Annotated in this window: 11 protein-coding genes and 1 tRNA gene; 9 read left to right on the plus strand and 3 right to left on the minus strand. The window is 59.5% G+C overall.

The features are described from left to right. Positions 1–35 precede the first annotated feature (35 nt). Genes OYT1_RS02540 through OYT1_RS02555 form a run of 4 tightly spaced genes read left to right on the plus strand, consistent with a single transcriptional unit; the run spans position 36 to position 5,527 of the window. Positions 36–2,567 carry a 3-hydroxyacyl-CoA dehydrogenase/enoyl-CoA hydratase family protein gene (locus OYT1_RS02540; protein WP_062625873.1) on the plus strand — a complete coding sequence of 844 codons (2,532 nt, stop codon included), beginning with the start codon at positions 36–38 and terminating at the stop codon, positions 2,565–2,567. Positions 2,568–2,569: 2 nt separating this feature from the next. Then, complete coding sequence (locus OYT1_RS02545; RefSeq protein ID WP_062625482.1) at positions 2,570–3,076, plus strand: hypothetical protein; 507 nt, start codon at positions 2,570–2,572, stop codon at positions 3,074–3,076. 13 nt (positions 3,077–3,089) lie between these two features. After that, entirely contained in the window at positions 3,090–4,289 is a 1,200-nt protein-coding gene (locus tag OYT1_RS02550; protein ID WP_062625481.1) for an acetyl-CoA C-acyltransferase, read from the plus strand. Next, positions 4,286–5,527: an ATP-grasp domain-containing protein gene (locus OYT1_RS02555; RefSeq protein ID WP_232013213.1), complete on the plus strand. Its 1,242-nt coding sequence runs from the start codon at positions 4,286–4,288 to the stop codon at positions 5,525–5,527. Before OYT1_RS02550 ends, OYT1_RS02555 begins: the two co-directional genes overlap by 4 nt. 531 nt (positions 5,528–6,058) lie before the next feature. On the opposite strand, the gene OYT1_RS02560 is transcribed toward OYT1_RS02555, so the two are convergent. Together OYT1_RS02560 and OYT1_RS02565 are read right to left on the minus strand one after the other, a co-directional pair. After that, a tRNA-Ser gene (locus OYT1_RS02560) sits at positions 6,059–6,146 on the minus strand. A gap of 69 nt (positions 6,147–6,215) precedes the next feature. Continuing rightward, positions 6,216–6,587 carry an Mth938-like domain-containing protein gene (locus tag OYT1_RS02565; RefSeq protein WP_062625480.1) on the minus strand — a complete coding sequence of 124 codons (372 nt, stop codon included), beginning with the start codon at positions 6,585–6,587 and terminating at the stop codon, positions 6,216–6,218. A 123-nt stretch (positions 6,588–6,710) separates the two neighbouring features. Here OYT1_RS02565 and OYT1_RS02570 point away from each other — a divergent pair, with 123 nt between their 5' ends. The 5 genes from OYT1_RS02570 to OYT1_RS02590 all read left to right on the plus strand — a co-directional run bounded on the left by OYT1_RS02570 (position 6,711) and on the right by OYT1_RS02590 (position 12,489). Further along, positions 6,711–7,964, plus strand: coding sequence for a pyridoxal phosphate-dependent aminotransferase (locus tag OYT1_RS02570; RefSeq protein ID WP_062625871.1), 1,254 nt, complete (start codon positions 6,711–6,713; stop codon positions 7,962–7,964). 84 nt (positions 7,965–8,048) lie between these two features. Further along, positions 8,049–9,425: a homoserine dehydrogenase gene (locus OYT1_RS02575; RefSeq protein ID WP_232013214.1), complete on the plus strand. Its 1,377-nt coding sequence runs from the start codon at positions 8,049–8,051 to the stop codon at positions 9,423–9,425. Position 9,426: 1 nt separating this feature from the next. Continuing rightward, a complete protein-coding gene (gene thrC / locus OYT1_RS02580) occupies positions 9,427–10,875 on the plus strand; it encodes a threonine synthase (RefSeq protein WP_062625479.1) in 1,449 nt (482 codons plus the stop codon). Positions 10,876–10,981: 106 nt separating this feature from the next. Beyond that, entirely contained in the window at positions 10,982–11,887 is a 906-nt protein-coding gene (locus OYT1_RS02585) for an AEC family transporter (protein ID WP_062625478.1), read from the plus strand. Beyond that, the gene (locus tag OYT1_RS02590) at positions 11,884–12,489 is read left to right on the plus strand and encodes an SAM-dependent methyltransferase (RefSeq protein WP_062625477.1); all 606 of its coding nucleotides are present in this window, start codon (positions 11,884–11,886) and stop codon (positions 12,487–12,489) included. Before OYT1_RS02585 ends, OYT1_RS02590 begins: the two co-directional genes overlap by 4 nt. Here the strand turns inward: OYT1_RS02590 and OYT1_RS02595 are convergent. Then, the gene (locus tag OYT1_RS02595; protein WP_062625476.1) at positions 12,486–13,541 is read right to left on the minus strand and encodes a hypothetical protein; all 1,056 of its coding nucleotides are present in this window, start codon (positions 13,539–13,541) and stop codon (positions 12,486–12,488) included. The two genes, OYT1_RS02590 and OYT1_RS02595, sit on opposite strands and share 4 nt — an antisense overlap. Positions 13,542–13,546: the final 5 nt, after the last annotated feature.

Here is a 13,546-nt window from a genome sequence, read left to right on the forward strand (position 1 = left end):
CCGATCACGGGAGGGCGCTATTGAAAGCGTTGCAGATGAAATCAGGTTTCTTTATTCGCCGTGCGGCGGTGCTGGGAGCGGGAGTGATGGGCGCGCAGATCGCGGCGCATCTGGCCAATGCCGGTGTGCAGACGCTGCTGTTCGAGCTTCCTGCGGAAGGTTCGCTGCGTAGCGGCGGGGAACCCACCGGCGTACTCCTTGCGGGTGCTGCCGAGGGCGATTCGAATGCCAATGTGGTCAAGGCATTGGATGTCTTGAAAAATCTCGACCCCGCGCCGCTGGCTAGTCCTGCCAAGCTGGCTATCATCCAGCCAGCTAACTATGCCGACCATCTGGACAAGTTGCGCGGCTGCGATCTGGTGATCGAGGCCATCGCCGAGAAGCTGGAGTGGAAGTCCGATCTCTACCGCAAGGTCGCACCTTACCTCGGCGAACGTGCCATCTTCGCCAGCAATACCTCTGGCTTGTCCATCAACACGCTGGCGCAGGCATTCCCTGAACAGCTTCGCCACCGTTTTTGCGGCATCCATTTCTTCAACCCGCCGCGTTACATGCATCTGGTCGAGCTGATCGCCAGCCGTGACACGGAAGCAGCGATGCTCGACCAGCTCGAAACCTTCCTTGTTTCCTCGTTGGGCAAGGGCGTGGTGCGCGCCAAGGACACGCCTAGCTTCATCGCCAATCGCATTGGCGTATTTTCCATGCGCGCCACCCAGCATCACGCGCAGACGTTCGGGCTGAGCTTCGACACTGTGGATGCGCTGACCGGGCGCTACCTTGGTCGTCCCAAGAGTGCCACCTTCCGCACACTGGATGTGGTTGGCCTCGATATCTTCGCTCACGTTGTCGCCATGATGCGTGAGACGCTGCGCGACGATCCTTGGCATGCGATGTTCGCGCTGCCGGACTGGTTCGAGCGGCTGGTGGCGGAAGGCGCGCTGGGGCAGAAGAGCAAGCGCGGCGTCTATCTCAAGGTTGGCAAGGATATCCACGTGCTCGACCGACACAGCGGCGAGTATCGGCTGTCCGCAGGCAAAGCGGCGGACGAGGTGCAGAACATTCTGCGCGAGCGCGACTGGACTCGGAAATTGTCCGCGCTGCATGCCAGTAACCATCCGCAGGCGCAGTTCCTGTGGGCGGTGTTCCGCGACGTGTTTCACTATTGCGCCTGGCAGCTCGAACACATCGCCGACAACGCCCGTGACCTTGATTTCGCCATGCGCTGGGGCTTTGGCTGGGATAGAGGGCCATTCGAGATATGGCAGGCGGCGGGCTGGCAGCAAGTGGCCGGCTGGATTTCCGAGGACATCGCCGCAGGCCGTGCACTGGCTAACGTGCCATTGCCGGGCTGGGCGCTGGAAGCGGATCGGACGGGCGTGCATACACAAGAAGGATCCTATGCGCCTGTGGACGCCAGTCAGCAGCCTCGTTCTACGCTCCCCGTCTATCGCCGCCAGCTTTTCCCCGCCCAACTCTATGGCGAGACGAGCCAGTACGGCGAAACCATCTTCGAGACGGAGGATGCGCGGCTGTGGCACATGGGCGACGACATCGCCATTCTCAGCTTTCATTCCAAGATGCACACCATCGGCAGTGGCGTATTGGACGCCATTCAGCGTGCGGTGGACGAGGCCGAGGCGCATTTCAGCGGGCTGGTGATCTGGCAGGCCGAGCCGCCGTTCTCGGTGGGCGCGAATCTGTTGCAAGTGATGCAAGGCGTGCGCGAGGATCCGCCCGAAGCCGGTCTGCTCGGTAAGCTCAAGCAAGTCGCCAGCCGAGTCAAATACACCGTGGCGGGTGGCGGTGGGGTGGGTGAGCTGCTTGATGCAGCTGTCGGCAACGTGCCGCGCGTGGAAGAAGTCGTCGCCCAATTCCAGCGCACCACGATGCGCCTCAAGTACGCGCAGGTGCCGGTGATCGCGGCAGTGGATGGCCTGGCGATGGGCGGTGGCTGCGAAGTGGCTATTCACTGCGCGCGCATCGTTGCCACGCTGGAAAGCTATATCGGGCTGGTCGAGATCGGCGTCGGCTTGCTGCCAGCGGGCGGCGGCTGTAAAGAAATGGCGCTGCGCGCTGCGCAGGCTGCCCAAGGTGGCGACGTGTTTCATTTCCTCAAACGTAATTTCACGCAGATCGCCATGAGCGACGTTTCAAAAAGTGCCGAAATGGCGCGCGAACTGGGCTATCTGCGTCCCGGCGATCACATCGTGATGAATCGTTACGAGCTGCTGCACGTCGCCAAGCAAGAGATTGCCGCGCTTGCCGCTACGGCTTACCGTCCGCCACAAGCCGAGCTGTTCCCCGTCGCAGGGCGCAGTGCATTGGCGACGCTCAAGGTGGGCATCGTGAACATGCTCGAAGGTGGCTTCATCTCCGAGCACGACCACGACATCGCCAGCCGCATCGCCGAAGTGATGTGTGGCGGCGACGTGGATGCGGGCACGCGGGTGGATGAACAATGGCTGCTCGACCTCGAACGCCGCCATTTCATGGAGCTGCTCGCCACCGACAAGACTCAGGCGCGTATCGAACACATGCTGAAACACAGCAAACCGTTGAGGAATTGAGCATGACTTTTCTGCGCACACTGTTTGCACTGTCACTACTTGCTTGGTTACCGTCGGCTAGCGCGGCTGACTATGCGGCGCTAAAAAACCCGCTCGCATCGTTGACCGGTTCCGTCGCCGAACTATTGATTTCTGGAGGGAGCAAGCCGGTCAAGCTGACACAAGCAGAGATCGAGCGCCTGCCGATCTACCAGACCACGCTGACGACGCATTGGGGGCAGCGCGGCACGTTTCAGGGCGTGTTGCTGACGGACTTACTCAAGGCACAAAAGCTCATCGGGCGGCCGCTCTCTCTCGTCGCCCTCGACGGCTACCGCGACAATCTGTCCGCATCGGACATCGAGTCCAGCCCGGCGATATTGGCGACTCGCTTGAATGGCCGTCCCATCAGCTATGCCGACAAAGGCCCGTTCATCCTGCTGTGGCCGCAAAAAGAGCAGTTGGCCTTGCAAGGCAAGATGCGCTTGTCAGACTGGATCTGGGGTTTGAACGAGATACGGGCAAAGTGATGCGGGGGCGAGCATGAACAGACAGATTCAGGAAGCCTACATCGTTGCCGCAACGCGCACGCCGGTGGGTAAAGCGCCGCGCGGGATGTTCCACGCGACTCGTCCAGACGACTTGCTGGCGCATGTGTTGCGCAGCGTGTTGGCGCAAGCGCCGTCACTTGATCCTGCGGCGATCGCCGATGTGGTGGTTGGCTGCGCCATGCCGGAAGCGGAGCAAGGTTTGAACGTGGCGCGCATGGCGTTGTTGCTGGCTGGGTTGCCGAATAGCGTGCCGGGCGTGACGGTGAATCGCTTCTGCGCGTCTGGGCTGGAGGCGGTGGCGCAGGCGGCCAATCGTATCCGCTTGGGTGAAGCGGAGGTGGTGCTGGCGGGCGGGGTCGAAAGCATGAGTCTGGTGCCGATGGGCGGCCACCAGCCGTCTTACAATCCTGCGGTGTTTGCGGGTAGCGAGCATCTCGGCATCGCCTACGGAATGGGGCTGACGGCGGAAAAAGTGGCGGCGCGCTGGCAGGTGTCGCGCGAGGCGCAAGACGAATTCGCGCTGTGCAGCCATCAGCGTGCCTTGGCAGCGCAGGCCAACGGCGAGTTTGTCGCCGAGATTTCACCCTTTCGCATCGAAGAAAGAACGGCTGATCTGCTGACCCGGCTAGCCTCGCTCAAGGTGCGTGACGTGGCGCAGGACGAAGGTCCGCGCGCCGATACCTCGCTGGAAGCCTTGGCAAAACTTAAACCGGCGTTTGCTCGCGAGGGTTCCGTGACGGCGGGCAATAGCTCGCAGATGTCGGACGGCGCAGCGGCGGTGCTGCTGTGTTCGGAAGCGGCGCTGAAGCGCTATGATCTGACGCCGCTGGCGCGCTTCGTCAGCTATAGCGTAGCGGGCGTGGAACCTTCGATCATGGGCATCGGCCCGAAAGAGGCGATCCCGCGTGCATTGGCGCAGGCTGGGTTGGCACTTGGCGATATGGACTGGATCGAGCTGAACGAGGCGTTCGCCGCGCAGGCGCTGGCGGTGATGCAGGAGGTCAGTCTTGATCCCGCCAAAGTCAATCCGCTGGGTGGGGCGATCGCGCTGGGTCATCCGCTGGGCGCGACTGGCGCGATCCGCACTGCGACCTTGCTGCACGGCCTGCGCCGTCGCCAACAGCGCTATGGCATGGTGACCATGTGCATCGGCACGGGCATGGGCGCGGCGGGGATTTTCGAGTCACTTTGATAAGTAGCGAGTGGATTTTGGGTGAAGACGTGGTGGATGAGATGCAGGTGATGTCGTTGAATGCCGAGAGTCGGTCGGCGCTGATCGATCGGGCGGCGCTGGAGTCGCAGTTGCAACAGGCGGGGATCGCGGAGTTGGTCGCTGAACGCTGCCCACATTTGTACTCAGATGTGATGGTGTTTGCCTCGGCAACTCAGGTGGAGCAGATGCGCGCGGTGATTGCGGCCGTGGAGCGCGTGGTGAGCTTGCCGGGGTGGTCGGCGGTGGCGTCTTCGAGCGGCGCTCAAGGCGTGTTCTTCGGTTACGACTTTCACCTCAATGCCGACGGCGCGCACTTGATCGAGATCAACACCAATGCGGGCGGCGGTTTTCTGAATGCCTTGTTGCTTGAGAGCCAGCAGGCACCGGTGCTTCCCGGTACGTCGCTGGCAGTGCCTCACCCCGAGCAGGTTTTCCTTGAGATGTTTCTGAACGAGTGGCGGCGGGCGCGGGGTGATGTGCCGCTCAAGACGGTGGCCATTGTGGACGAACAGCCTGAGTCGCAATACCTCTATCCCGAATTCTTGCTGGCTAAGGCGATGTTCGAGCGGGCGGGCATCACAGCGATGATCGCTGATCCGTCGGCCTTTGAGTTGCGCAGCGACGGTCTGTATCTCGGGGCCGCTAAGATCGATCTGATCTACAACCGGCTGACCGATTTCTCGCTGGCAAGCACCCCCAACTTGCTCGAGGCGATGTCGGCTGGGCGCGTGGTGCTGACACCCCATCCCGAGGCGTATGCCCGCTATGCCGATAAGCGTAATCTGGCGCGGCTAACAGATGCGGTTGCGTTGCACGCGCTGGGTGCGGATGTTGCTGACATCGCCATGCTGCAAGCAGGTGTGCCGCAGACATTGATGGTAAAACCTGAGATGGAGGAGCAGCTCTGGGCCGAGCGCAAGCAGTGGTTCTTCAAGCCCAATAGTGGCTACGGTAGTAAGGGCGCGTATCGTGGCGACAAGCTGACTAAGCGGGTGTTCGCTGAGATATTGCAAGGCGACTACGTCGCGCAGCGGCTGGCTGTGCCCGGTGAGCGCCTTGTCCCGCAAGCGGAGGGCGATGCCGCGCTCAAATACGATGTGCGTTGTTACGTCTATGACGGCCAGATCCAGTTGGTCGCGGCGCGGCTCTATCAGGGCCAGACCACCAATTTCCGCACGCCGGGAGGTGGGTTCGGTTGTGTGCGTAGTCTGACGTGAGGCGGATATAGCGGCTCAGTTTTGAGCCAGATTCTGGCGGAAGCTCAGGGATTCGAACCCTGGATACCTCGGGTGTTTCTTGATCATTGTGAATGAAAGTGACAATTAAACTATCTTTTCAAACTTACTTATTGATTGCTTTATGGTGTGCAATTTTTTTCTATTTGGTTTGGCATGGGCACTGTCGCCACAATCTGGGTATGTCTACATGTTTGATAATGTAGGTAAAATTTTGGCAGTATTGTTGTGCGTGGACTATTACTCAAGTCGGATTCGTGGTGTCAATTACATGTTTGGTCCAATTTCTATGTCTAATCCGCCTTTGTGGATGCAAGTGTGGTCCGATATTCTGGCCGGAGCATTGCTCATTGGGTTCGCCTACGCTCTGTTCTAATGAATGTGAGAGTAGTACACCGCAAAAAGGATAAGTAAGGTTAATTGCGAGGGCGATATGGGGGGCAACTTGGTGGGCTCGGTTGTTGCCCAGTCTGACGTGAGGCTGTGGGAACCGTTCTGTTTTGAGCCAGATTCTGGCGGAAGCTCAGGGATTCGAACCCTGGATACCTTTCGGTATGCTAGTTTTCAAGACTAGTGCAATCGACCACTCTGCCAAGCTTCCGAGGTGTTTCAGGTGTGCCGCTGCTGGGGTGAACTTGCAGCGGGCGCGTATGGTAACCGAAACTGGCGATTAACGCATCAGAACGGCGGCGATGACGTGGCGGTCTTCGGCGACGAGGATGCTGTAGGTGCGGCAGACGGCTGCGGTGTCCATGCACTCGATGCCGATGCCCGCCTCGATCAGGCGGCGATACAGACGCGGGTGCGGGAAGCGTTGTTGGTTGCCGGTGCCGAGCAGCAGGACTTCCGGTTTTAGTTCCAGAAAGTAGTCGAAATGGGCTTCGGTGAGTGCGTCGAAGTCGCTCACGTTCCAGTCTGTACGCACCTGTCCAGCCATGACCACCAGTGCTTGTTCGTAGTGCAGGCCGTTGACGGCAACGTAGCCTGGGCCGTGTCCGGTGAAGGTGTTTTGATTGCCGGTTTTGGTGAGATGTAGCTTCATCTGCTGACTCCATTTGCTGTGCGGGGTTCTGGCGCGGTAAAATCGCGACCTTTGCAGTTCCCGTTTTTGATTGCGGCGGATTTTACCACCGTGTTCTCGGGCTGCGTTTGAATGAAAGAAGTCATGCAAGCCAATAACGATCCCGTCTCGCGCCCAGTGCTGAAATCTGCCAAGCTGGCCAACGTCTGCTACGACATTCGCGGCCCTGTCATGGCGCGAGCCAAGCAGATGGAGGAAGAAGGTCATCGCATCATCAAGCTGAACATCGGGAATCTGGCGCCGTTCGGCTTTGATGCGCCGGAAGAGATCCAGCAGGATGTGATCTTCAATCTGCCGAATTCCTCTGGCTATTCCGATTCCAAAGGGCTGTTCGCTGCACGCAAGGCCATCATGCACTACACCCAGCAGAAGGGCATCAAGGGTGTGGGTCTGGAAGATATTTTCATCGGCAACGGCGCATCCGAGCTGATCGTGATGGCGATGCAGGGCTTACTCAATACCGGCGACGAAGTGCTGGTGCCTGCGCCTGACTATCCGCTGTGGACGGCGGCAGTGACGCTGGCCGGTGGTACGGCGCGTCATTACATCTGCGACGAGGCGAACGAGTGGATGCCGGATCTGGCTGACATCCGCAGCAAGATCACGCCGAACACACGCGCCATCGTCATCATCAACCCGAACAATCCGACCGGCGCGTTGTATTCCGACGCGCTGCTGCACGACATCATCCAGATCGCCCGCGAGCACAATCTCATCATCTTCGCCGACGAGATCTACGACAAGATGTTGTACGACGCAGCGATGCACACTTCCATCGCCTCGCTGGCGGACGACGTGCTGTTCGTCACGCTCAACGGCCTGTCCAAGAACTACCGCGCTTGCGGCTACCGCTCGGGCTGGATGGTGGTCTCCGGCAACAAGAAACCGGCGCAAGACTACATCGACGGGTTGACCATACTTGCTTCGATGCGCCTGTGCTCCAACGTGCCGGGGCAGTACGCGATCCAGACGGCGCTGGGCGGTTATCAGAGCATCAACGATCTGGTCGCGCCCGGCGGACGTCTAGCCAAACAGCGCGATCTCGCGTACAAGCTTCTGACCGAGATTCCCGGCGTGACCTGCGTCAAACCGAAGGCGGCGCTGTATCTGTTCCCCAAGCTCGACCCCAAGATGTACCCCATCGAAGACGACCAGAAGTTCATCCTCGAACTCTTGGAAACCGAGAAGGTGCTGGTGGTGCAGGGTAGCGGTTTCAATTGGAAGAGCCCCGATCATTTGCGCATTGTGTTCTTGCCCAATTCAGATGACTTGACCGATGCGATCAGCCGCATCGCACGCTTTCTGGAAAGCTATCGCAAGCGTCACGGTTCAAATTAAGAAAGTAGGGTGGGCACGCTTCGTGCTCACGCGGATTAACGGTGGGCACGAATACGTGCCCACCCTACAACTAAAGGCATCAAAATGAAAACGAGCAAAGCGAGTTTCGGTGAAGGCTCACCTGAGCATAGCGAAGGTTATGCCGCAACCAAACCAATCAATGTAGGCCTGTTAGGCATCGGCACCGTCGGTGGTGGCACATTCACCGTATTGCAGCGCAACGCGGAAGAGATCACTCGCCGTGCCGGTCGTCCCATCCGCATCACCGTGGTGGCGGATCGCAATCTGGAGCTGGCCAACAAGGTGACTGGTGGCGCTTGCCGCGTGACGGATGATGCTTTTTCTGTGGTGGCCGACCCTGAAGTGGACATCGTCATCGAACTGATCGGCGGCTACGGTGTGGCCAAAGAGCTGGTGATGAAGGCGATTGCGAATGGCAAGCATGTCGTCACGGCGAATAAGGCGCTGCTGGCGACGCACGGCAACGAGATATTCAAGGCGGCGCAAGACAAGAACGTGATGGTCGCGTTCGAGGCGGCGGTCGCGGGCGGCATCCCCATCATCAAGGCGGTGCGCGAAGGGCTGACCGCCAATCGCATCGAGTGGATCGCCGGCATCATCAACGGCACCACCAACTTCATCTTGTCCGAGATGCGCGACAAGGGCCTGAGCTTCGACACCGTGCTGAAAGAAGCGCAACGTCTGGGTTACGCCGAAGCTGATCCGACCTTCGATATCGAAGGCGTGGACGCCGCGCACAAGATCACCATTCTGTCCGCGCTCGCCTTCGGCACGCCGGTGCAGTTCAACAAGGCTTACATCGAAGGCATCTCCAAGCTGGACGCCGCCGACATCAAGTACGCCGAACAACTGGGCTACCGAATCAAGCTGCTGGGCATCACCAAACGCACGCCGGAAGGGGTGGAGCTGCGCGTGCATCCGACGCTGATCCCGGCCAAGCGCCTGATCGCCAATGTCGAAGGCGCGATGAACGCCGTGCTGGTGCAGGGCGACGCCGTCGGCGCGACACTGTATTACGGCAAAGGAGCAGGGGCCGAACCGACCGCCAGCGCTGTCATTGCTGACTTGGTGGACGTGACCCGCATGCACACCGCCGACCCAGAGAATCGCGTGCCGCATCTGGCCTTCCAGCCCAATGCCATGGCCGATCTGCCGATTCTGGCGATGGACGACGTGACGACCAGCTACTACCTGCGCCTGCGTGTGCAAGACCAGCCCGGCGTGTTGGCCGACATCACCCGCATCTTGGCCGACGAGCAAATCTCCATCGACGCCGTGATCCAAAAAGAACCCGGCGAAGGCGAAACCCAGACCGACCTCATCATGCTGACCCACCAGACCCGCGAGAAACGTATAAATGCAGCGATTGTTAAGATTGAAGCGCTGGGTGTGGTGGCAGGGAAAGTGACGAAGTTGAGGCTGGAAGAGCTGGGAAAGTAAGATGAAATACATCTCCACACGCGGCAATAGCCCCGCCAAAACCTTTACCGAAATTCTGCTCGGCGGGCTCGCACCGGATGGCGGGCTGTATCTGCCGGAGCACTATCCGCAGGTGACGCGAGCTGAGTTGGATGCTTGGCGCAATCTGTCCTATGCCGATCTCGCGTTCGAGGTGCTGTCCAAGTTCGCTACCGACATTCCGGTGGATGACCTGCGCGCCATCATCAGCAAGACCTACACCGCCGAGGTGTATTGCAATGGCCGTGCCGACAGCAATGCTGCCGATGTCACGCCGCTGCGCAAGGTGACGGACGGTGTGTACATTCTGGAGCTGTCCAACGGTCCGACGCTGGCGTTCAAAGACATGGCGATGCAGTTGCTGGGCAATCTGTTCGAGTACGCGTTGGCGAAAGACCATGCTGAGTTGAACATCCTCGGTGCGACTTCGGGTGACACCGGTTCTGCGGCGGAATACGCGATGCGCGGCAAGCGCGGCATCCGCGTGTTCATGCTGTCGCCGAACGGCAAAATGTCGTCGTTTCAACGTGCGCAGATGTATTCGCTGCAAGATCCGAACATCTTCAACATCGCTGTCAACGGCATGTTCGACGATGCGCAGGATCTGGTGAAGGCGGTGTCGAATGACCATGCTTACAAAGCTGCGCACAAGATCGGTACGGTGAACTCCATTAACTGGGGGCGCGTGTCGGCGCAGATCGTGTACTACTTCAAGGGCTATTTCGCTGCGACGAAGTCCAACGATGAGCAGGTGGCGTTCTCGGTGCCGTCCGGCAACTTCGGCAACATCTGCGCAGGCCACATCGCGCGCATGATGGGTTTGCCTATCGGCCAGTTGATCTTGGCGACCAACGAGAACGACGTGCTGGACGAGTTCTTTCGCACCGGTGTGTATCGTCCACGCGGCACGGCGCACACTTATGAGACCAGCAGTCCGTCGATGGATATTTCCAAGGCATCCAACTTCGAGCGCTTCGTGTTCGATCTGGTCGGGCGCGACGGCGCGAAAGTACGCGAATTCTGGAGCAAGGTAGATGCGGGTGCGGCACCTGACGCAGCCGCGTTCACCATCAAGGGCACGGATTATTGGCACGCGTTGCCGAAGTTCCACTTTTCTTCCGGCAAGAGCACGCACGAAGATCGCCTCAAGACCATCCGCGAGATGTGGGAGGAATACGGCGTAATGGTTGATACGCATACGGCCGATGGCCTCAAGGTCGGCCTAGAGCAACGCCGCCCCAGCTTGCCACTGATCTGCTTGGAAACCGCGCTGCCCGCTAAATTCGAAGAAACCATCGTCGAAGCCTTGGGTCGTCAGCCCGAACGTCCCGCCGCACTGGAAGGCATCGAAGACCTGCCGCAACGCTGTGTGAAAATGGATGCGGACGTGGCGATACTGAAGGCGTTCATTTCGGCGAACGTGCCGGCGTAACACGCAATATGATGCACCCTCTCCCTGCTCCCTCTCCTCTCGGGGCGAGGGGTCGTAGCCGCTCATACCCCTCTCACGCTTGCGGGAGAGGGGGAAGGGGAGAGGGTTGAACAACCTCCTCCTGCTCATTCTCTGTTTTATCGCCGGGATGTTGTTGAAGCGATTCCGGCGGATGCCCGACAACGCGCCGGCGACGCTGAACAGTTTCATCATCCACGTTTCGCTGCCCGCGCTGACGCTGCTCTACATCCATCAACTCAAACTTTCCGGCGACGTGCTGCTCACGGGCATGATGGCCTGGCTGGAGTTCGGCTTGTCGGCGGGGTTCTTCTGGCTGGTAGGGCGCTGGCTCAACTTGCCGCGCGCGACGGTGGGGGCGCTGATCCTAGTTGGCGGGCTGGGTAACACCTCGTTCTTCGGGCTGCCGATGGTCGAGGCGTTCTATGGCAAGGAGGGGCTGACCACGGCCATCATCGCCGACCAGTTGGGTTCATTCTTCGCGCTGTCCGTATTGGGCATCACCTTCGCGGGCATCTATTCCTCAGGGCGACCGACGGCGGCGCAGATCGTCAAGCGCATCGTGCTGTTCCCGCCGTTCATCTCGCTGCTGTTGGCTTTGTTGCTGATCCCCGTGGAATATGCGGACTGGTTCAGCGCTTTGCTCAAGCGGCTGGGCGATACCTTAGCACCACTTGCTTTGCTGTCGGTCGGCCTGCAACTGCGCCTCGGGCATATTGCCGAGCATCGTCGCAACCTCGCCCTTGGGCTGGGCTTCAAACTCATTCTTGCGCCGCTGGCGATCTATCTGCTTTACGTTCCGCTGCTGGGCGCACACGGGCAAAGTATTCAAGTGACGCTGTTCGAGGCTGCCATGCCGCCGATGATCACTGCCGCCATCGTGGCCAGCGAACACGATCTCGATCCGCCGCTGGCAACGCTGATGGTGGCGGTCGGATTGATCCTTTCTTTTTTCACGCTCAGTGCGTGGTGGTACCTGTTGGGGGGCGTATGAGTGTGTGGAACGAGCGTTATGCTGGCGAGGATTACCATTTTGGTACCGAGCCGAACGCATTTCTACAATCGCAGCATGAGCGGCTACATTCGGGCATGAGTTGTTTGGCGGTGGCTGATGGCGAAGGCCGCAACGGAGTCTGGCTGGCTGAGCACGGACTGAATGTATTGTCGGTGGACAGCTCGCCGGTCGCCATCGCCAAGGCGCAGAAGCTGGCCGGAGAGCGTGGCGTGGCGGTGGCTTTCGAGCAGGCTGACCTGATGCAATGGGATTGGGGAGTCGCCCGCTTCGACGTGGTGGTGGCGATTTTCATTCAGTTCACCCCGCCCGGTTTGCGTGAGCAGATGTTTGCCAATATTAAGCGCTGCCTGAAATCTGGCGGGCTGTTGTTGCTGCAAGGTTACACGCCGCGCCAGCTCGAATACCGCACTGGCGGGCCGTCACAGGCCGAGAATCTTTACACCGAAGCGATGTTGCGCGCCGAGTTTTCCGACATGGAAATTCTGCTTTTGCGGGAACACGACAGCATCATCCACGAAGGCGCAGGGCACGACGGCATGTCGGCGCTGATCGACTTGGTGGCGAGGAAACCGCTGGCCTAAGCCGTCAGGTCGATCTGCTGCACCGTGCCTGCGGTGGCGTTCTCATTCAACACCACGCCGCTGCTACGCACACTGCCCAGCAACTGGTTGGATGTGTTCTTGATGTCGAACGGAGTGGCGATAGAGCCGAGCGAGATTGCACCTACGCCTTTCTCAGCGAGTGAGCTCAGTGTCGCTACACCCTTGGCATCCTGCGTCATTACCTTGAGTTGTTTGAACACGGGGTCACTTTCGTCGATCCAGCCGTTCTGGTCGCTGTCGTATTTGGCGAGGTCGGCAAAGCCGTTACCGCTGAGGGTGCCGAACAGTTCGTTGCCATTGTTGACCTTGCCGTCGGCATTCTTGTCCAGAGCCAGATAGCCGCTGCCGGAAGCGAGGATGTTGATCTGCTCGTTCTGTCCGTCGCTGTTGAGGTCGAAAGCGAAGCGTTGGTCTTGCAGTTGCGCAGCGGTTCCGTTGAAATTGATGACCAGCGGGTCGGTCTTGCGTACGGCATCACCGAGTCGGATGCTCTCGCTGCTGGTTTCGGTGTATTGGCGCTGCATGGATAAATCAATCTGGAAAGAAATCTCCTTGCCGTCGCTGGTCTTGACCGTGCCGCTGGCGTGCATAGTGGTCGATTCCGACTCACTGTAGGTCTCGCTGTGGTCATATTCCACGCCGTATCCGGCGGGACGCTGCGGCTGTTGTTCATTGGATGCGGCAGCGGCGACGGGCGTATCGCTAGCGGTTGTGGTTCCTTGGCTCTCGGGTTTATACAGCGTGACCTTATGACCAGTCAGGGCTTCGACCAGCGAGATCAATAGCTGCATCTCGGGTTGGCTTTGGGCATCTTGGGCCGCATTCTCGATCGCGCTCGCATCTCCAGCTTGGCGTGCTCGTGCAGCATCCGAAATGTTCACGGTACTTCTTGGTGGAGGGGGAGGTGGAGCCGATTCTCCGCGTTGTGGCGGTCGCTGTCCGACCCACATGCGCAGGGATTCTTTGACTTCCAGTCGGCTGGACTGGGCATGGCTAGACTGTAAGTCCAGAGTCGAATTGGAGATTTTCATGGCGG

The sequence above is a fragment of the Ferriphaselus amnicola genome (genome assembly GCF_000974685.2).
GTDB classification, from domain to species: domain Bacteria; phylum Pseudomonadota; class Gammaproteobacteria; order Burkholderiales; family Gallionellaceae; genus Ferriphaselus; species Ferriphaselus amnicola.